Genomic DNA, 19,348 nt, shown 5'->3' with positions numbered 1-19,348 from the left:
GGCTTGAATGAATTGTTAGGCGCCGTAACGCAGACCCACGAGTTCTTGTCCACGATGCGTCGGCTCCCCTCAGGACCAGTGAAGGTCCAGGTCTCTGCAATGCAGTGCCCCTCATATTGGCAGTAGAGCAGCTGCCCGGCGTTAACGTACCACTCCTCACTGGGGTTGCCAGGTGGGTTGGCGAAACCGGACTTTGCTAGTCCGCGCAGGGCTTGGGCATCAGCAGGTGGAGCAGAAAGGCGTGCCCATTGGTTCGCCTCTTGTGGGGAAAGGCACATGTTTGAAACCCACACTCGCTCCCGCGGGGCTGCACATGAGGTCAGGGCTATGCAGAGAAGAATGACGGCTGTGCGCATGGAGTTGGATAGGCGCCTAACGCCTGAATTAAGCCGTGCCGCGAAGCGGCATCGGCTTAAATGAATTGTTAGGGCCCATTGCGGCGCGCCCTACGAGACGCTAGCACCCAGACCGCCGTGTCATGAAGAAGCCCACCGGCTAAGAGTGCCGCCATGAGGAACGCGATCTCCGTCCTGCCTGACGTGTGCCCTGCAGCATATCGAATGATCTGAACGCCGAGCAGCACCAAGAACAACGCAACCGCCGAGAGGCCAACGCGGGTAGGCGGTACAAGCATTGCCCAATGGCTGAGCAGGCCGGAATGATGCACCAGGGCACGAAAGTTGATCAGCGTGGCGACAAGCAACGCCAAGCCGGCAACTACTAAAAGAACTCCAAACCACGGCTCATTCACGGTATGGGCCCTAACGCCTGAGTTAAGCCGGGCCGCGAAGCGGCCTCGGCTTGAACGAACTGTTAGGCCGCACTGTAACGCGGCCCGGGAACAGTTGGGAGGTGATCAACCGCCGCCCCGTGTGGCCGGCAGCCGACCACAACAGGGCGCCTGTCGGGAGTGCTGCGAGAAACGCAGGATGGGTCGATAGGGCTCCGATGCCCAGCAGCCGCCAGAACGGCCGGGCGCACAAGCGAGCCAAGTCAGGCAGGAACCGGAGAACGATTGGCGGCATGGCGCGCATAAACCACTCCTTGGTTGTTCTACGTGCGGCCTAACGCCTGAATTAAGCCGAGCCGCGAAGCGGCTTCGGCTTGAATGAATTGTTAGGCCTCAAAGCCGGAACCACAACGGCCGCTCTACCGGCGAGACAACTAGTCCGGAACTGCCAGGCTGGATTTGCACGAAGCGCCAGCCAGTTGTGGAGAACTCGCCGGCTACAACTGTCTCAGCAGCCGCAAGCACAGCAAAGAACGTGCCGTTGCTCCCAAGCCCGTACTCGGTCCCGACATCATTCAATGCCTCTGTGTCCGAGACGGAATCCGGAATGCCCTCTAGTACAAGGATCTCGTCATCAACAAACAGGGTGGGCAGGTACGCGGCGAAACCATCCTCGTCGAGGATGTTGCACGTAGCATCCAGGAATTGCTCGAAATCTAGTGGGCTGTCCATTGAGGCCTAACTACCTATTCGACCCCTGAAATGTCGGCGTAACGGATTACACCAGCAATGTTGGGGCGTAACGGCTTAAGCCGCAGCGCGCAACGCCTCGCCGATCATGGTTTCCAGGCGGGCCAGGTCGGGGAGCCAGGCGAGGTCTTCGTTGAGGGTGACGCTGGCCTGGACAGCTTCGGGCAGGCCGGATTGTTCCTCGGCATCGAAGGCGAGGCGGTCGCGGGAAACGGTGACCAGGCGCGGGAAGCCCTGGGTCAATAGCGCGAAGTACGGGAACTTGGGATTGCCGCCCAGGGCCTTGAGGATGATGACCTTGCTGCCCAGGCCGCCGTGCTCTTCGGCGGTGCCGGACAGACGCGAGAACGAGACCAGCGGCACCTGCCAGCCGCGCCAGCGCAGGCGGCCGAGCAGCCAGTCCGGTGCGTTGTCGACCGGCTCGGGCGTGGAATAGGACAGCACTTCCGAGATCGTGGCGTTGGGCAGCAGCAGGTGCGCGCCCTCGACCTGGATCAGGACGCCGCGGATTTCCTGGGTGGTGGTGTCCGTGGTCATGGGGTGCTGCTCCTGGTGGCTCTTGTCCTTCGACTTCGGCGCTGTGCGCCTACGCTCAGGACGAACGGGCTTGTTGTGTTGCCCTTCGACTTTGGTGCTGCGCGCCTGGGCTCGGGCGAACGGTTTGGTTTTGGTCGTCATCCCCGCGTAGGCGGGGATCCAGTGCCTGATGGACAGGTCAAAGTCGCTGGGTTCCCGCTTTCGCGGGAATGACGGGTTGGGTGTTGATCGCGCGGAAAACGAATGAGTCCATTGAAGTTCAAAGTCGCTGGGTCCCCGCTTTCGCGGGGATGACGGCATACCTACTGCTCGTGGCTGTATTCGGGTCCGGTGCCGAGCAGTTCGAAGACGTTGCGCATGAGTTCGGGCTCCTGGTAGGGCTTGCCCAGGTAGCGCTGCACGCCGATCTCCAGCGCGCGCTGGCGGTGCTTTTCGCCGGTGCGCGAGGTGATCATGATGATCGGCACGCCGCGCAGGCGCGGGTCCGAGCGCATCTGGGTGGCCAGTTCGTAGCCGTCCATGCGCGGCATTTCGATGTCGAGCAGCATCAGGTCGGGCACGCGTTCGTCCATGCGTTCGAGCGCGTCGATGCCGTCCTTCGCCGTCATCACCTCGTAGTTGTGGCGTTCGAGCACGCGGCCGGTGACCTTGCGCATGGTGATGGAATCGTCGACCACCATCACCAGCGGCACGCGGCGCAGCTCGGGTTGCGATGCGGGTTCGGCCTCGCGCGGCAGCGCGGCGCTGCGGCGCACCAGCGGCGCGACGTCCAGGATCACCACCACGCGGCCGTCGCCCATGATGGTGGCGCCGAAGATGCCCGGGATCGAGGCGACCTGCGGGCCGACCGGCTTGACCACGATTTCGCGGTTGCCGATCACGTGGTCGATGCTGACTGCGGCGCGCAGGTCGCCCGAGCGGATCAGCAGCAGCGGCATCTGCACCTGGCCTTCGGCGCGGGCCGGGGCCTGGCCGAGCAGCGTGCCCAGGTCGTGGAGGGCGTAGTCCTCGCCGCCGTAGCGGTAGCTGGCGTCGGGCTTGGCGAGGTCCTCGCGCGAGATGCGGCCCACGCCGCGCACCGAGGCGATCGGCACGGCGAAGCTGGTTTCGCCGATGCGCACGAACACCGCCTGGGTGACCGCGAGGGTCTGCGGCAGGCGCAGGGTGAAGGTGGTGCCCTCGCCCGCCTTGCTGTGGATGTCGAGCGTGCCGCCGAGCTGGCGCACTTCGCTGGCGACCACGTCCATGCCCACGCCGCGGCCGGCCAGGCGGCTGACCTCGCCGGCGGTGGAGAAGCCGGGTTCCATGATCAGCATGTCCAGGTCGCTGTCGGCCAGCACCGCGTCCGCGCGCACCAGGCCGCGCTCCTCGGCGCGGCGCCGGATCGCGGCGCGGTCCAGGCCGGCGCCGTCGTCGCCGACTTCAAGCACCACTTCCGAGCCTTCGCGGCGCACGGCGATGCGCACCGTGCCTTCTTCGTCCTTCTTCGCCTGCTTGCGCGCGGCCGGGGATTCCAGGCCGTGCGCGACGGCGTTGCGCAGCATGTGTTCCAGCGGCGCGGTCATGCGCTCGAGCACGTTGCGGTCGAGTTCGCCCTGGGCATTGTCGAGCCTGAGCTGCACGGCCTTGCCGGTGTCGGTGGCGGCCTGGCGCAGCACCCGGCGCAGGCGTGGTACCAGCGCGTCGAACGGCACCATGCGCGTGCGCATCAGGCCTTCCTGCAGGTCCGAGCTCACCCGCGACTGCTGCAACAGCAGGGTTTCGTACTGGCGGGTCAGGTCGTCGAGCGTGCCCTGCAGGCTGGCCATGTCGGCGGCCGATTCGGCCAGGCCGCGCGAGAGCTGCTGCAGGGTGGAGAAGCGGTCGAGCTCAAGCGGGTCGAACGTGGGATCGGCCACGTCCTGCTCGCGCTGGAAGCGGGCGATGATCTGGGCTTCGGTTTCGGCGTCGAGGCGGCGCAGCTGGTCGCGCAGGCGCGCGTTGGTCTGCTCCATTTCGAACATGGCCGCACGGAATGCGCCCAGCTGCTGTTCCAGGCGCGCGCGGTAGATCGCGACTTCGCCCGCGTAGTTGACCAGGCGGTCGAGCAGGTCGGCGCGGATGCGCACCTGTTCCTGCGGGGCGCGTACCCCGACTTCCTCGTCTTCCAGGTCCATGCCGGTGCCGATCGGTGCCGACAGCGGCTTGAGTTCGAACTTGGGCTTGTCAGCGCCGGCGTCCGCGCCGACGGTTTCGCCGCGCACGCGGGCGGCGAACTCGGCGATCAGCCCTTCCGGCATGCCGATTGCGCGGCGCGCGCCGACCCGGGTGACCATGCCGTGCAGGCGGTCGAATCCGCGTTCGAGCAGCGGGATGTCGCCGCGACCCAGCTCCAGCTTCTGCTCGGCGACCAGCTCGAGCAGCGATTCCATCGCATGGCCCAGCTCGCCCACGGCCATGACCCCGGCCATGCGCGCACCGCCCTTGATGGTGTGCAGGTCGCGCTGCAGACCGATGACGGTGTCGCGCCCTTCGGGCGCGTCGCGCAGCTTGGCCAGCAGGCCGTCGGAATGGTCGAGCAGGTCGCGCGCTTCCTCCACGAACAGGTCGACCAGCTCGGGGTCGAGGTCGGTGAGGTCGAGCGCTTCGTCGGGATCCTCAGCGGACGCCGACGCGGCGGCGCTGGCCAGCAGTTCGGCGACGCGCGCGGCTTCGGCCTGCTCCCTGCGCGCCTGGCGCTCGGCTTCGGCCTGCTCGGCGGCGATGCGCCGGGCCTCGGCCTGTTCGGCGGCGATGCGCTCGGCTTCGATCCGGCGGGCTTCGGCCTGCTCGGCCGCGATGCGTTCGGCTTCGAGGCGCTCGGCTTCGAGACGTTCTGCTTCAACGCGTTCGGCTTCGAGACGTTCTGCTTCAACGCGCTCGGCTTCGAGGCGCTCTGCTTCAAGACGTTCGGCTTCGATGCGCTCCGCTTCAAGGCGTTCGGCTTCGATGCGCTCGGCTTCAACACGTTCGGCTTCGAGGCGTTCGGCTTCGAGGCGCTCGGCTTCGAGGCGTTCGGCTTCGAGACGCTCGGCTTCGACGCGCTCGGCCTCAAGGCGTTCTGCTTCAATGCGCTCAGCTTCGAGACGTTCGGCTTCGAGGCGCTCGGCTTCAAGACGTGCCGCTTCGGCGCGCTCGGCTTCGAGACGTTCGGCATCGATGCGCTCTGCTTCGATGCGTTCGGCGGTCAGCCGCTGCGCTTCCGCGCGCTCGGCTTCGTTCCTGGCCGCGGCCAGACGCTCGGCTTCGAGGCGTTCCATCTCGGCCCGCTCCGCCGCGAGGCGTTCGGCTTCGAGGCGTGCAGCTTCGGCACGTTCGGCTTCCAGGCGTGCAGCTTCGAGACGTTCGGCTTCGAGACGTTCGGCTTCGAGACGTTCTGCTTCGAGACGTTGGGCTTCGAGACGTTGGGCTTCGAGACGTTGGGCTTCGAGACGTTCGGCTTCGAGACGTTCGGCTTCGAGACGTTCGGCTTCGAGACGTTCGGCTTCGAGACGTTCGGCTTCGAGACGTTCGGCTTCGAGACGTTCGGCTTCGAGGCGTTCGGCTTCGAGACGTTCGGCTTCGAGACGTTCGGCTTCGAGACGTTCTGCTTCGAGACGTTGGGCTTCGAGACGTTGGGCTTCGAGGCGTTCGGCTTCGAGGCGTGCAGCTTCCGCCTGTTCCGCGGCCTGGCGCTCGGCTTCGGCCTGCTCGAAGGCGATGCGTTCGGCTTCCAGCAGCGCGGCCTCGGCTGCCTGCGTGGCGCGCAGTTCCGCTTCGGCACGTTCGCTCGCCAGTCGCTCGGCTTCGGCATGATCCGAGGCCAGGCCGGCGTGGCCCTGCAGCAGCGCGTCCAGCGGACCGGGTTCGAACGGCTCGACCAGGTCCGGCATGGCCAGGTCCTGCGCGCCGAGCGCGTCGAGCGCACGGGTGTCGAACGCGGTGGGATCGGGCAGTGCGTCGCGCAGCGCGGTCAGCCGCGCGGCCAGTTCCGGCGTGCCGAACACGCGCGGGTCGGCCGAGCGCAGCGCGACCAGGGTTTCGCGCACGGTGGCGGCGACCTCGCCGAGCGCGGCCACGCCTTCGGGCAGGGCGGGCCGGTCGCTCAGGAGCAGGCGCTTCACGTACGCCTCGGCCTGGCCGAGGGTGTCGGTGATGGCCGGCACTTCGGTCATCGCGAAGGCGCCGTTGCTGGTGTGCAGGGCGCGCAACAGGGTTTCGTCAGGGCGCGGTGCGGACTTGCTCAGCCAGTGCTCGATCGTCTGCAGGTGGCCGGTGACTTCGGCTTCGAGGATTTCCAGCAGCACCGGATCGACCGTGGCCCGGAAACCTTGGGGTTGTTCTGGTTCTGGTTCTAGCTCTGGCTCTGGTGTTGGCTCTGGCTCGGCCGCCGGCGCCGGTGCGGCGGCCGCCGCAGTGGCGAAACGGACTTCCTCGCCGCTGGCAACGCGATCTGCCACCTGCTGCAGGCCATCCAGATCGGCGCTGACCGCGCCTGCACCGCGCAGGGCCGCGTGCAATTGCGGCAGGCTGGCGTGCGCCTGCTCGACCAGGGCGATGACCGCCGGCGAAGCCGGCCGGCTGCCGTCGAGCACGCGGTTGAGCATGTTCTCGATCTTCCAGCTGAACTCGCCCAGCAGCTTGGCGCCGACCAGACGGCCGCTGCCCTTCAGCGTGTGGAAGACCCGACGGATCGGGCGCAGCAGTTCGGTGTTGTCCGGTTCGCTGCGCCATGCCGGCAGCAGCTGGCCCAGGTTGCCGATCTCTTCCTCGAATTCCTCGAGGAAGACTTCGCGGATCTCGTCGTCGATCTCATCGCCGGTCTGTTCGAAACCGGAGGCAGCGGCGCTGGCCGGCGTGGCGGCGGCGACCACTTCCTCGACCACGGCAGCGGCTTCGGACGCGGGCGCGGCAGCGGTGTCGGCGGGCTGGTCTTGCGCGGCGACGGTCTGCGCGGTGGCGACCTGCGCCACTTCGACCTCGGGACGTTCCCCGAACGTGGCCTCGGCCGCGGACTTCGGCAGCGGCCAGTAGCCCAGCGTCGCCAGGCTGGCGCGGGTGATGTCGAGCAGGTCCTCGCGCCGGCCGCCGTCTTCCAGGCCTTCGAGATACATCTCCAGGCTGCTGACCGCGTCGGCGACGCGCTCGAGCGTGTTCGCGTCGGGCGAGGTTTCGCGGCCCAGCAGTTCGGACTGCACATAGCCCTGGATGCCGGTCGCCAGATCCGCCGGATGCGCCTGGTCGAGCATGCGCAGGGCGCCGCCGACCTCGTGCAGCAGGCGCGGCACTTCGGCGAGTTCGGCTGGATGCCAGCCGTCCAGCATCGCGGTGAGCGTGCTTTCGCGCACGCGGGCGATGTTGTTGGCGGCCTCCTGCAGCAGTACCGCCGTGACCCGACGCGTTTCACTGGCGAGCGCTTCGTTGCCGGCGCCGTCGTTGTGGCTGCCCATGCGCTCGACCTGTTCGTCGAGCGAGGCGTCCACCTGCAGCAGGGTGCCGGCGATTTCGAGCAGCGCGTCCGCGCTGGCCGGACGCTGGCCGTCGGCGATGGCGGCAAGCGCATCGCGCTGCGCACCGATGCGCGCGCTGGCGCCATCCAGACCGATCATCGCCAGGGTGCCGGCGATACGGCCGAGCGCTTCGGCATGCGGCTTCAAGGTATCGACGCTGCGCTGGCTGCCACGCAGATGCAGGTCGAGCGCATCCTTGACCTGCATCAGGTCTTCTTTCACCGCCGCGGACACGGTGCCCATCAACGCGCGATTGCGTCCGCCCAGGGCGGCGCGCGCGTGCGCCAGTTCGAATTCAGTGGCGGGCTCGGAACCGGCCATGGCGACCAGCTGCGCTTCGTCGAAGCCGGCGGCGCCGCGCGCGGCGCGCAGCTCGTCGAGCAGCGGCAGCAGCACCACGGGCACGTCGCGATGACCGCCCTGCAGGCGTTCGAGGTAATCGGGCAGCTGCACCAGGGCGCGCATCAGCGCGGCATTGGCGGCTTCGGCGTCGGCCACGCCACCCTGTTGTAGGGCCTGCGCCAGCTGGTGCATTTCGTCGGTCAGCAGGATGCCGGCCTGCAGGTCGAGCATCTGCAGGCTGCCGCGCACCTGCTGCAGCAGCTGCACGCAGGTGGCCATGGCGGCCGCATCGCGCGGGGAATCGGCGAAGGCTTCGACCTCGCGCCGCGCCTGCGCGAGCAGCGCGTCGAGCTCGGGCTTGACCCAGCCGAGCGCGGTGCGATCGATCGCGTCGCTCAGCGCGGTCATCGGAACGTTCTCCGGACCGTGCACGCGACGCACCCTACTGCGATGACAGCCATTCCCGACATCCCGTCAAAGTTCCGGTCAGGCCGGCAGCTTGAAGTCGGCGACCGAGCGACGCAGGTCGGCGGCGAGCTGCGCCAGCGTGCCGATCGACTCGGCCGTCTGGTTGGCGCCCTGCGAGGTCTGCGCGGTGATCGACTGGATCGTGTGCATCGCCGAGGTGATGTTCGACGCGGCGGTGGACTGCTGCTGGGCGGCGCTGGAAATGCCCTGAATCAGGTCGGCGAGGTTAGTCGACACGTTTTCGATCTCGCCCAGCGCGGTGCCGGCGTCCTCGGCCAGGCGCGCACCGGCGACCACTTCCGAGGTCGTCTGCTCCATCGAGGTGACCGCCTCGTTGGTGTCGGACTGAATCGTCTGCACCAGCGTCTCGATGCGCTTGGTGGCGTTGGAGGCGCGTTCGGCGAGGCGCTGCACTTCGTCCGCCACCACCGCGAAGCCGCGGCCCGCCTCGCCCGCCGAGGCGGCCTGGATGGCTGCGTTCAACGCGAGGATGTTGGTCTGCTCGGAGATGTCGTTGATCAGTTCCACGATCGAGCCGATTTCCTGCGAGCTTTCGCCCAGTCGCTTGATGCGCTTTGAGGTTTCCTGGATCTGGTCGCGGATCGAGTCCATGCCGGCGATCGTCTCGCGCACCACGCCCGCGCCCTTGGTCGCGATCTGCACCGAGCGCTGGGCCACGCCGGCGGACTCGGCGGAGTTCTTCGACACCTGGTCGATGCTCGCCGCGATTTCGCTGATACGGTCGGAAGCCGAATTGATTTCCTGCGCCTGGTGTTCGGCGGCTTCGGCCAGGTGCATGGCGGTGGCCTGCGTCTCCTGCGCGCTGGATGCGACCTGCACCGAGGTGTCGGTGATCGTCTGCACCAGGCTGCGCAGCTGCTCGACCGCGAAGTTGATCGAGTCGGCGATGGCGCCGGTCATGTCCTCGGTCACCGTGGCCTTCACCGTGAGGTCGCCTTCGGCGAGCGAGCCCATCTCATCCAGCAGGCGCATGATCGCCTCCTGGTTGCGGTTGTTGAGTTCCATGGTGGACTGGAACCGCGCGCGCTCTGCGCGGCGGGTGCTGAAGTACAAGCCGACCAGCGAGACCAGCACCAGCAGGCCCGACAGGATGCTGACCCAGACGCCGCCGACGATGCTGGTATCGCGCAGCGAACCGAACGCGGTCAGCGAGCGGAACAGGTTTTCGCTGTCGGCGAGCAGCTGGTTGGAGCCGCTGGCCAGCGCGGTGGCGGCGCTCTGTGCATTGAGCAGGTCGGTGGAGGTGGCGAGGATCGCGTCGACGTCCTTCTTCATCTCCAGCCACAGGGTATTGGCCTGGTTGAGCGGCGCCACGGCCGCGCCTCCGACCCGCTGGGCCTCGCCCGTGCCGCCCTGGCGCAGCCCGTCCATGACCTGCTGGAAGAAGCCGATGTCGCGGCCCAGCGCGGTGCCGGCGCCCGCGGCGGCAGGACCGCCCGCACGCAGTTCGGCGACCCGGCGGGCCATGGTGGAGGCCAACACCACCTGGCGCAGCGCGATGTAGATCTGCGAGGACGGCGCGCCGCTGGCGGACATCGCACGCACCACTTCGTCCAGCTGCGCCTGCAGCTGCGGCACGCGCTGGGTGAAGCGGTCGGCGTTGCCGGCCAGGCCGAGCACCGCGCGTTCGCTGGCGATGAGCTGGTTGGCGTTCCTGCCCAGCGTGCCCCAGCGGTCGTTGACCGCCTTGATCGGGCCGCCCACTTCGCTGTTGCCGAAGTTGTCGTTGAGCGTGCGCAGGTCGTCGTCGATCTGCTGCTTGGTGGCCTTGAACGCGGCGAACGCCTCGGCATTACCCTCGACCGCGTCGCGGCCCTGGTTGGCCAGGCGCTGCGAGTTCACCTGCAGACTCGACGCCGCGGTACTGGCACCACCGAAACGCGCCGCCTTGGTGGTTGCGTACAAGGTGTTGGCCGCGAAGACCACCAGCGAGGCCAGCAGCAGCCAGATCCACACGTTGCTGCCGATGCCACGGGCCCGGCCCGCCATGTTGTCGATCGTCGTGCTCATGCTGCGCTCTCTCTTGCGTGCGTGCTATGGGGCGTTGGCGCTAGGCCGCGGCTTGTCTGAATTCGGGGGTGCGCGACAGCCGGTCCAGGCTGAACACGCCCCAGGTATTGGCATCGATGCGGTAGGCGCGTTCGATGAAATGCGCGTAGCGCCCGTCGGCCAGCGGCACTTCGGGCTTGGCTTCGGCGCCGTCCACGTCGATGGATTGCTCGTCGACGAAGCTGCGCTGGCCGTAGAGCTCGTCGACCATCACCGCCACGTCGCCGCCGGGCTGGCGCACGATCAGCATGCGCTGGCCCTCGTGCAGCACGGTGCGCTCGCCTTCCAGGAACTGCTTCAGGTCGACGATCGGCAGCAGGTTGCCGCGCACGTTGGCCACGCCCAGCATCCACGGCTGCGCGCCCGGCACCGGCGTGACCTGCGGCATCGGCAGGATCTCGAGCACTTCGTCGAAGCCCGACGCCAGGTGCCGCGCACCGATCCGGTAGCCCACGCCACGCCACAGGCCCGGCGCGTCGATCTGCTCGGGCAGGCCGACGACATGGGCCAGGCTCTTGCGTTCGTAATCGAGCAGGACCTCGAACGGATCGCGCACGGCCAGCGACGGCGCCGCGGCCGGCATTGCCGGCGCAGGCTGCGTGAAACCGTGGCGGCCGGACTTGCGCGACATATCAGGCGGCGTTGAGCAGGGCGTTGATGCGGCCGATCAGGTCGCTCTCCACCGGCGGCTTGACCACGTAGTCCTTGGCGCCCTGGCGCATGCCCCAGGCACGGTCGGTTTCCATGCCCTTGGTGCTGACGATCAGCACCGGGATCGACTTGGTGGCTTCGTCGCGCGACAGCGCGCGGGTAGCCTGGAAGCCGTTCATGCCCGGAAGGATGATGTCCATCAGCACCAGGTCCGGCAGCTCACGCTTGCAGACTTCGATGCCGTCCTCGGCGCTGCCCGATGCCAGTACCTGGTGCCCGTTGCGCTGGAGCAGCTGGGTCAGGACCGCGGTATCGGTGGGCGAATCCTCGATCAACAGGATGCGTGCCATGTGGTGTGCCTCTCCCCCGAGGCGAATCAGACGTTGACGTGCTTACGGACCGCGTCGAGGAGTTCCTCGCGCGTGAAAGGTTTGGTGACGTACTGCTCGGAGCCGACGATGCGCCCGCGCGCCTTGTCGAACAGCCCGTCCTTGGACGAGAGCATGATCACCGGCGTGTCGCGGAAACGCGGGTTGTTCTTGATCAGCGTGCAGGTCTGGTACCCGTCCAGACGCGGCATCATGATGTCGACGAAGATGATCTGGGGCGCGGTTTCGGCGATCTTCGCCAGCGCCTCGAATCCGTCCACCGCCGTGGTCACCTCCGCACCCTCCTTGGCAAGCAGGGTCTCGGCGGTGCGGCGGATGGTCTTCGAGTCGTCGATCACCATCACCCGGAGACCGTTCAGGCTCCCGGTGCGGTTGTCGTCTTGCATCATCGCGTTCTCCCCCAATGCGCTGCGCTTCATGCATACCGGCGCCGCTGCAGAGCACAGCTTTATTCCAGCACGCCATGATGGTGTCAAGCATTCTGGAGTATCGACGAAAAACGCGGCGCTTGCGCGTCGTTCGGGCGCCTTCGGGCGCCTGCTAACATGCGTCACATTCTGCCGCGGATGGTTCTCATGAGCGTCGATGTCATCGTGGTGATGGACCCGATCGAGTCGATCCGGATCGCCAAGGATTCGACGTTCGCCATGCTGTTGGAGGGCCAGCGCCGCGGATACCGCCTGCACTACGTGGTTCCGGGCGGACTGACGCTGCGCGGCGGTTGCGCCGAGGCCACGGTCGCGCCGCTGCGCGTGTTCGACGACCCCAAGCGTTGGTACGAACTGGGACAGCCGTCACAACGTGCGCTGGGCGCAGGCGATCTGGTGCTGATGCGCAGGGATCCGCCGGTCGATGCCGACTACCTGCACGACACCCACCTGCTCGGCGTGGCGCAGCGCCAGGGGGCGCTGGTGGTCAACGACCCGCAGGGGCTGCGGGACATGAACGAGAAGCTGACCGCGCTGGAGTTCCCGCAGTGCTGTCCGCCCACCCTGGTCAGCCGCGACGCCGGCCAGATCAAGGCCTTCATCGCCACCCACGGCGACGCGGTGCTGAAGACCCTGGACGGGATGGGCGGGCGCTCGATCTTCCGCGCCCGTGCCGGCGACCCCAATACCAATGTGATCCTCGAGACCCTGACCGGCAGCGGCCGTCACCTGGCCATGGCCCAGCGCTACCTGCCGGAGATCGTCGACGGGGACAAGCGCATCCTGCTGATCGACGGCGAACCGGTCGACTATTGCCTGGCCCGGATCCCGCAGGGCGACGAGTTCCGCGGCAACCTGGCTGCTGGCGGGCGCGGCGAGGGGCGTCCGCTCACCGATCGCGACCGCTGGATCGCGGCCCAGGTCGGGCCCGACATGAAGCGCCGCGGCATGCGCTTCGTCGGCCTGGACGTGATCGGCGACTACCTGACCGAAGTCAACGTGACCAGCCCCACCTGCATCCGCGAACTCGACAAGCAGTTCGGGATCAACATCGCCGGAATGCTGTTCGACGCGATCGAGCGGGACGCCGGAGTGGTCGGAGCCGGCACCGCATTGTCGGCCTAGCCCCGGGCGGGCCATGCGCGCCGCCATGTTGAAGTGACTCCACAGAACGACCCGCTGCCTCCCGCTTGCAAGATCGCTTTCGACCGTCCCCACGCATGACCACGGCCGCTCTCCCCCCTGCCCCCCGCATCGGCGAACCCGAACGGCTCAGCGCGACCTTCGTGCTGTCGCTGCTGGTGCACGGCATGCTGATCCTGGGCCTGGGTTTCGTGCTGGAGGATGCCGCGCCGGTGATGCCGACCCTGGACGTGATCCTGACCGAGACCCAGAGTCCGCTGACCCGCAAGCAGGCCGACTTCCTGGCCCAGGCCAGCAACCAGGGCGGCGGCGAGCACGACCGCAGCGCGCGTCCTCGCGAAGCCCAGGCCGGACGCATTCCCCAGCCCGAACAGGGCATCGCTCCGCAGCCGCTGCGCGCGCAATCCCCTGCCCCGCAGCCGCCGCCGCAGGCGCGCGTGGTCAGCAACCAGCGCAGCCCCGACGTGCTGCCGGTGCCGCGGGCCAGGCCCAGGGTCGAGCAGAGCATGCTGCCGCCCGGCGCGCAGAAGATCGAACACGACATCGCCATGGCGCGCCTGGCGGCGGAGGTGCACCTGCGCTCGCAGCGCTACGCCAAGCGGCCCAAGCGCAAGTTCATCTCGGCCAGCACGCGCGAATATGCCTACGCCGCCTACCTGCGCGGCTGGGTCGACCGGGTCGAACGCGTGGGCAACCTCAACTATCCCGACGAGGCGCGCCGCCGCCGCATCGGCGGCCTGCTGGTGATCAGCGTGGCGATCCGACGCGACGGCAGCGTGGAGCGTTCGGAAGTAATCCAGTCCAGCCGCATTCCCATGCTCGACGCCGCGGCACTGCGCATCGTCAAACTATCCGAGCCATTCGCCCCGCTGCCGGAGACCGCCGAGGACGTCGATATCCTGCATGTCACCCGCACCTGGCAGTTCCTGCCGGGCGGTGAACTGATCGACGAGTGAGATGTCGCGGAGGTCGGCCAGGATCGGGTGAAGTGACGTTTCTGCGCGGCTGACGCGGCCGCGCGTCGAAACCTTGCGCAGCGTCGGGGACGTAGCCCCGACCTACAGCCGCTGCCAGAGGAAGCCTTCGCCGCTGCGCCAGTACACCGCGACCGCACGTGCGTACACGCTGTCGGCATCGACCAGCCCGAAGTAACGCCCATCGGCGCTGTTGCCGCGATGGTCGCCCAGGACCAGCAGCGTGCCTGTCGGAAGGACGGTCGGCGCGATGTCCGGTCCACCGCCCAGCTCCAGGCCGAGTCGGATGCGGCGCTGGCCGAAGACCTCGACATCCGGCGTGCCTTCCGACGACAGCGGCCTGCCGTTGATTGCAAGGCGTCCTTGACGCAGTTCGACCGTGTCCCCGGCGACGGCCGCGACGCGCTTGATCAGCCGTGTACCGTCGGCAGGCGACTTGAACACCACCACGTCGCCGCGTTGCGGCCGATCGCGCCGGATCAGCTGGATATCGGTGTACGGCAGGCGCAGGCCATAGGCGCTCATGTCCACCGCCACCCGGTCGCCCGGATACAGCGTCGGTTCCATCGAGCCGCTCGGGACCTGGTAATGGTTGGCGAACGACGTACGCGCCAGCATCAGCAAAGCCAGGGTGAGCAGGATCGGACGCGCTTCGGTCCGGAACCAATGGCGGAAGCGGGCGCTGCGAGACGGTGCGGCGGGTTGCATATGCCTCTCCGGAAGGGCCTGGTTCCTGACCGCGAACCGCGGGCAAGGTTCCGGCGCTCAGCGCCCGGCGCGCAGCGCCTGCTGTTCGGCCAGGGTCAGGGCGACGTGGTTGCGCAGGTAGGCCGGCTCCGCCCGTTCGGGCGCCAGCGCCTCGCCGCGCGCATATGCCAACACGGCCAGCCTGGCGACGTCGGCGGCGTGCGGCAGGGCGGCCGCATCGACCGTACCCAGCTGCGCCTGCAGCCGGTGGCGCAGCGCGCCGTCGGCCGCTGCGAAGCCGGTCCCGATGCCGTGCCAGCCGGCGCCTTCCGGAATGCTGGCTTCGGCCGGCTTCACGACCGTTTCCGGAACGAGGGGCTGCACGTCCTCTCCGACGCGTCGGAACGCACCCAGGTAGACCTCACCCATCCGCGCGTCGATGGCGGCGATCACGTTGCCTTCGGCCTGCATGGCGAGCGTTGCCAACGTGGACACGGGCACCACCGGCCGGTCCAGTGCGAGCGCGATGCCCTGCGCGATCGAGATCGCCAGGCGTACGCCGGTGAACGCGCCCGGGCCGCGCCCGGCGGCGACGGCATCGAGCTGCGAACGCGCGATGCCGGACTCCGCGAGCAGTTCTTCGGCCCATGGCAGCGCGAGCTCGGCATGGCGGCGTGGCGCAAGCTCGAAGCGCTCGCGCACCGCGCCATCGACGAACAGGGCCACCGAACAGGCTTCGGTGGCGGTCTCGAAGGCAAGCAGTTTCATGGGCCACACCTTAGCCCCCGCATCCAGAGGTTGTCGAAGGACCACGGACCTCGGCGGCGACGCGGTGGGCTTTCGAAGTGTGCGTGCGCGTCGCTCGCCCTACCCGCCGCGTCGCGAGACGGTGCCGAAGTCGACCCTGCCTTCCGGCGACTGGAAACAGGGCGTGTTGAAGAAGCCGACCACATAGGCATCGGGCGCCGGCTGGAAGCCCGAGTCCAGAGTGAAAGTGTTGCCAGTGGCCGGGTCGGTCGCGGTCAGGTTCACGCCGCCGTTGTCCAGGGTGCGAAACCGGGTGATTTCCCAGCCGGCGGCCTGCCAGCGCGCATGCGCCTGCCCGATCTGGTTCGCGATGTCGTTGCCGCGCGCCGTACCGCGCAGGCCGACCCAGATGTAATACAGATCGTCACGGGTCTCGCCTTGCCTGCCTTCGCAGCGATTGGCGCGCACCTCGAAGGACTCGCGATCGACCGCCAGCGCGCCCAGCGCGCTCTCGACCTGGGGCAGGAATTCGGCGACGGCCTGTTGCGTGTTCTTGGTGTCCATGCTGTCCGTATCGGTTGCGCCGGCGCAGGCGCCGGCGATGAGCATGCAGGCAAGCACGCCCGGGAGCCGGGCGTGCCTGCCGAGTGTCGGGTTGTGGAAGCGCATCGCAGCGAGCATACGCCCTGGCTTGCGCTCAGCCGAAGCGACGGCCGACCGTGGCGACCTGGTCGTAGTTGCCGGTCACGATATAGGCCTGGTTGCGCAGCGCCTCGGTGCCGGTGTCCCAGTATTCGGAATGGCCATCCGCGCCATCGGTCGTGATGCGCTGGCCGCCGAAGCTCCAGTCGACCGGACTGTTGCCGTGGATCTCGGTGTAGCTGACGATGTCGTCGCTGGCCGCACCCGCCCAGAAGTGGTCGGCGCCGATGTGCATGTCGCTGACGTCGTCGACGTAGGCGCTGTCGAACCAGCCGCGACGGTCCGGCGATTCGATGCCCATGCCGGGGCTGCCCAGGGCGATGATGTCGTCGGCTTCCAGGCCATCGTCGGTGCCCTGCCCGCCGAGTGCGTCCGCGGTGCCGACCACCGTGGAGCCGTAGGAATGGCCGATCACGGTGACATGCGACTCCGGCCCCAGATGCGAACTGCGCAGGCCTTCGGTGAAGCTGCGCAGATCGGGCGCGGCGTCTTCGGCGTAGCCCACCAGGGCCGCCGCAGGGATGTTGTCGGGCGCGTCGTAGCCGAGCCAGACGATGGTGGACACGTCGCCGGCACCAGGCACGGCCGTGGATGCAGCGCGCAGATCGTCCATGCGATCGAGCGAGCCGTTCATGCTGCCGAGATTCGTGGTGGTGCCCGGCACGAAGATCGCGGTGTGGTCGGCGGTGTCCGGATTGCCGATGGCAGCGATGACCAGCGCATCCGGAGCTCCGTCCGCACCCGGCGGCGTGTAGCCGAGCAGATAGATGCGCTCGCCCGGAGGCAGATCCTGCGAGCCCTCGACCCGTTCCAGCAGCGCCTGCGCATTGCCCTGGTCATGGCCGCTGGCCGCATCCCGGCGCAGCACCTCCAGGTTGGCCTCGTGGCGCACCTCCGCCGGCACGCCATCGAGTGCACCGACCTGCGATCCATAGGTCGCCAGGTAGTTGGACTGTTCCTGTTGCGAAAGGCCGCTCCACCACTGGGCGTTCTCTTCAGCGGAACCGCCGCTGGGCGGCGCGCCTGCCGGACACGCGTTGGGCGGTGGCAGATCGAGCGCGTTGACCTGGCCAATGGGGGGCGGGCTCATCCTGGACTCCGGCGGCATTGACGACCGTGCCAGCCTAGCGATGCCCGCAGCGCAATCCAGCTAGGGAAAACCCTCGGCCAGGGCTGTGCTAGCAGAGACCGGTTCGTCGGGCGCAGGCGCGAAGAACGCCTGCACGTCAGCCACATCCCGGGTCTTCGGCAGCGGCGGCAGCGAGTCGAGGAAGATGCGCCCGTACGCCTTGCCGACCAGACGCGGATCGCACAGCACCAGCACGCCGCGGTCGGTTTCGCTGCGGATCAGTCGCCCCGCGCCCTGCTTGAGCGCGATCACCGCCTGCGGCAGCTGCTCGTCGCGGAACGGATTGCCGCCGGCGCGACGGATCGCCTCGAGCCGCGCCTCGAACACCGGATCGTCGGGCGCGGCGAAGGGCAGCTTGTCGATCACCACCACGCTCAGCGCGGCGCCGACCACGTCCACGCCTTCGCGGAAGCTCGCCGTGCCCAGCAATACACCGTGACCGGACTCGCGGAAACGCTGCAACAGCAGGTGCCGCGGCGCCTCGCCCTGCACGAACAGCGGCCAGGCGCCACCGCGCAGGATTTCGGCGGCTTCGCGCAGCGCGCGGTGCGAAGCGAACAGCAGGAAGGCGCGGCCATTCGAGGCTTCGAGCACCGGCCGCACCGCATCGAGCAGCGCGTGGGTGTAGTTGCGCGAGGCCGGTTCGGGCATCCGCGGCGGCAGCAGACACAGCGCCTGCGTGTTCCAGTCGAACGGGCTGGGCTGCAGCAGGGTGCGCGGCGCGTCCAGGCCCAGGCGGCGGGCAACGTGTTCGAAGCTGGCATCCACCGACAGCGTGGCGGAGGTGAACACCCACGCCGCCTGCGAGCGTTCGCGATGCGCGCGCAGCGGGCCCGACACGTCGAGCGGCGTGCGCTGCAGGCGGAATCCGCGCGGGGTGAGTTCGTACCAGCGCACGTCGTCGTCGGGCGCTTCCAGCTCGCTGTCCAGATCGCGTTCGACAAGCCAGCGCGCGAGCCGCGAAATGAATTCCCGGGAGCGCGCATGGCAGGCATCGAAGCCGGGCGATGCCTCGCGCAGCGGGCCGAGCGTCTCGTGCAGTTTCAGCAACGTCGCCGACAACGCATCGAAACCCTCGCGCACCGCGCTGTATTCGAGCGCGCGCTGCAGGGTGCCGCGCATGGGCAGCGTGTCCATCGCCGCGCGCAGCGCCCGGGCGGCCTGTTCCAGGTCGCGTGCAGGCTGCTGCACGGCGGCCAGGGCGCCGCTCACGTCCTTGCACTCGGCCAGCGCATCGCGCGCCAGTTCCACCAGTGGGCGCGCACCGATCCCCTCGCCGAAGAACTGCGCGGCGAGCTCGGGCAACTGGTGCGCTTCGTCGACGATGAACGCCTGCGCGCCCGGCAGGATCTCGCCGAAGCCTTCCTGCTTGAGCGCCAGGTCGGCCAGCAGCAGGTGGTGATTCACCACCACGACATCGGCGGCCTGCGCGCGCTGCCTGGCCTGCACCACGAAGCAGTCGGCGTAGAACGGGCATTCACCCCCGAGGCAGTTTTCCGCCGTCGAGGTCACCATCGGGATCAGCGGCGAGTCTTCCGGCAGGTCCTCGAGTTCGGCCAGGTCGCCCATGCGCGTGCGCCCGCTCCAGGCGACGACGCGCTGGAACTGGGCGATCTGCTCGCGGGTAGCAAACCGAGGTTCGCCCTTGGCCTGCTCGGTGCGGTAACGGCACAGGTAATTCGCGCGGCCCTTGAGCAGCGCCGTCTTCAGTCCAGTGCCCAGCGCATCGCGTACGCGCGGAAGATCGCGGTGGTAGAGCTGGTCCTGCAGCGCGCGGGTACCGGTGGAGACGATGGTCTTCATGCCCGACAGGAGCGCAGGCACCAGATATGCGTAGGTCTTTCCGGTGCCGGTGCCCGCTTCAGCCAGCAGGACCTCGCGCTGCTCGAAGGCAGCGACCACCGCCTGGGCCAGACGCTGCTGGGCTGCGCGCGGGCGGAACGCGGGAATGCGTTCGGCGAGCAGCCCGCCTTCGCTCAGGGCGGCAAGGCTGGCGGCTGCGAGATCGGAAGATGACATCCGTGGATTGTATGGGCGCCGCGATCAACTTCCCGGCGCATTCCTACCCAAGCCGCCGCAGCGGCCTTTGGAACC

The 19,348-nt window shown here is 68.2% G+C and carries 14 protein-coding genes; 2 read left to right on the top strand and 12 right to left on the bottom strand.

From position 1 onward, the window contains the following. Positions 1-1,123: 1,123 nt before the first annotated feature. The 7 genes from MC375_RS08725 to pilG all read right to left on the bottom strand — a co-directional run bounded on the left by MC375_RS08725 (position 1,124) and on the right by pilG (position 11,833). Positions 1,124-1,462: a hypothetical protein gene (locus MC375_RS08725; RefSeq protein ID WP_242102884.1), complete on the bottom strand. Its 339-nt coding sequence runs from the start codon at positions 1,460-1,462 to the stop codon at positions 1,124-1,126. Between the two features lie 75 nt (positions 1,463-1,537). Beyond that, on the bottom strand, positions 1,538-2,017 hold the full coding sequence (locus tag MC375_RS08720) for a chemotaxis protein CheW (protein WP_242102883.1): 480 nt from the start codon (positions 2,015-2,017) through the stop codon (positions 1,538-1,540). Positions 2,018-2,319: 302 nt separating this feature from the next. Then, on the bottom strand, positions 2,320-8,274 hold the full coding sequence (locus MC375_RS08715; RefSeq protein ID WP_242102882.1) for a response regulator: 5,955 nt from the start codon (positions 8,272-8,274) through the stop codon (positions 2,320-2,322). Between the two features lie 78 nt (positions 8,275-8,352). Next, positions 8,353-10,365 (bottom strand): methyl-accepting chemotaxis protein, encoded by a 2,013-nt coding sequence (locus MC375_RS08710; protein ID WP_242102881.1) that lies wholly within the window; start codon positions 10,363-10,365, stop codon positions 8,353-8,355. 40 nt (positions 10,366-10,405) lie between these two features. Continuing rightward, positions 10,406-10,960: a chemotaxis protein CheW gene (locus MC375_RS08705; protein ID WP_242102994.1), complete on the bottom strand. Its 555-nt coding sequence runs from the start codon at positions 10,958-10,960 to the stop codon at positions 10,406-10,408. A gap of 76 nt (positions 10,961-11,036) precedes the next feature. Next, complete coding sequence (locus MC375_RS08700) at positions 11,037-11,405, bottom strand: response regulator (protein ID WP_242102880.1); 369 nt, start codon at positions 11,403-11,405, stop codon at positions 11,037-11,039. Positions 11,406-11,431: 26 nt separating this feature from the next. Further along, positions 11,432-11,833: a twitching motility response regulator PilG gene (gene pilG, locus MC375_RS08695; protein WP_242102879.1), complete on the bottom strand. Its 402-nt coding sequence runs from the start codon at positions 11,831-11,833 to the stop codon at positions 11,432-11,434. A 186-nt stretch (positions 11,834-12,019) separates the two neighbouring features. Here pilG and gshB point away from each other — a divergent pair, with 186 nt between their 5' ends. After that, complete coding sequence (gshB, locus tag MC375_RS08690; protein ID WP_242102878.1) at positions 12,020-12,997, top strand: glutathione synthase; 978 nt, start codon at positions 12,020-12,022, stop codon at positions 12,995-12,997. A gap of 95 nt (positions 12,998-13,092) precedes the next feature. Beyond that, on the top strand, positions 13,093-13,971 hold the full coding sequence (locus MC375_RS08685; protein WP_242102877.1) for a TonB family protein: 879 nt from the start codon (positions 13,093-13,095) through the stop codon (positions 13,969-13,971). A gap of 102 nt (positions 13,972-14,073) precedes the next feature. On the opposite strand, the gene lepB is transcribed toward MC375_RS08685, so the two are convergent. From lepB to MC375_RS08660, 5 genes are all read right to left on the bottom strand, one after another. After that, on the bottom strand, positions 14,074-14,697 hold the full coding sequence (gene lepB, locus MC375_RS08680; protein WP_242102876.1) for a signal peptidase I: 624 nt from the start codon (positions 14,695-14,697) through the stop codon (positions 14,074-14,076). Between the two features lie 57 nt (positions 14,698-14,754). Next, complete coding sequence (gene tsaB, locus MC375_RS08675) at positions 14,755-15,444, bottom strand: tRNA (adenosine(37)-N6)-threonylcarbamoyltransferase complex dimerization subunit type 1 TsaB (RefSeq protein WP_242102875.1); 690 nt, start codon at positions 15,442-15,444, stop codon at positions 14,755-14,757. 99 nt (positions 15,445-15,543) lie between these two features. Further along, positions 15,544-16,104, bottom strand: a complete 561-nt coding sequence (locus MC375_RS08670; RefSeq protein ID WP_242102874.1) for a hypothetical protein — start codon at positions 16,102-16,104, stop codon at positions 15,544-15,546. Positions 16,105-16,120: 16 nt separating this feature from the next. Then, positions 16,121-17,215 (bottom strand): alpha/beta hydrolase, encoded by a 1,095-nt coding sequence (locus MC375_RS08665; RefSeq protein WP_242102873.1) that lies wholly within the window; start codon positions 17,213-17,215, stop codon positions 16,121-16,123. A 60-nt stretch (positions 17,216-17,275) separates the two neighbouring features. Further along, positions 17,276-19,273, bottom strand: coding sequence for an ATP-dependent DNA helicase (locus MC375_RS08660; protein ID WP_242102872.1), 1,998 nt, complete (start codon positions 19,271-19,273; stop codon positions 17,276-17,278). Positions 19,274-19,348: the final 75 nt, after the last annotated feature.

The organism is Lysobacter sp. M2-1, assembly GCF_022662495.1.
GTDB lineage: Bacteria > Pseudomonadota > Gammaproteobacteria > Xanthomonadales > Xanthomonadaceae > JAKPBU01.
This window is presented reverse-complemented; position numbering and strand designations above follow the sequence as displayed.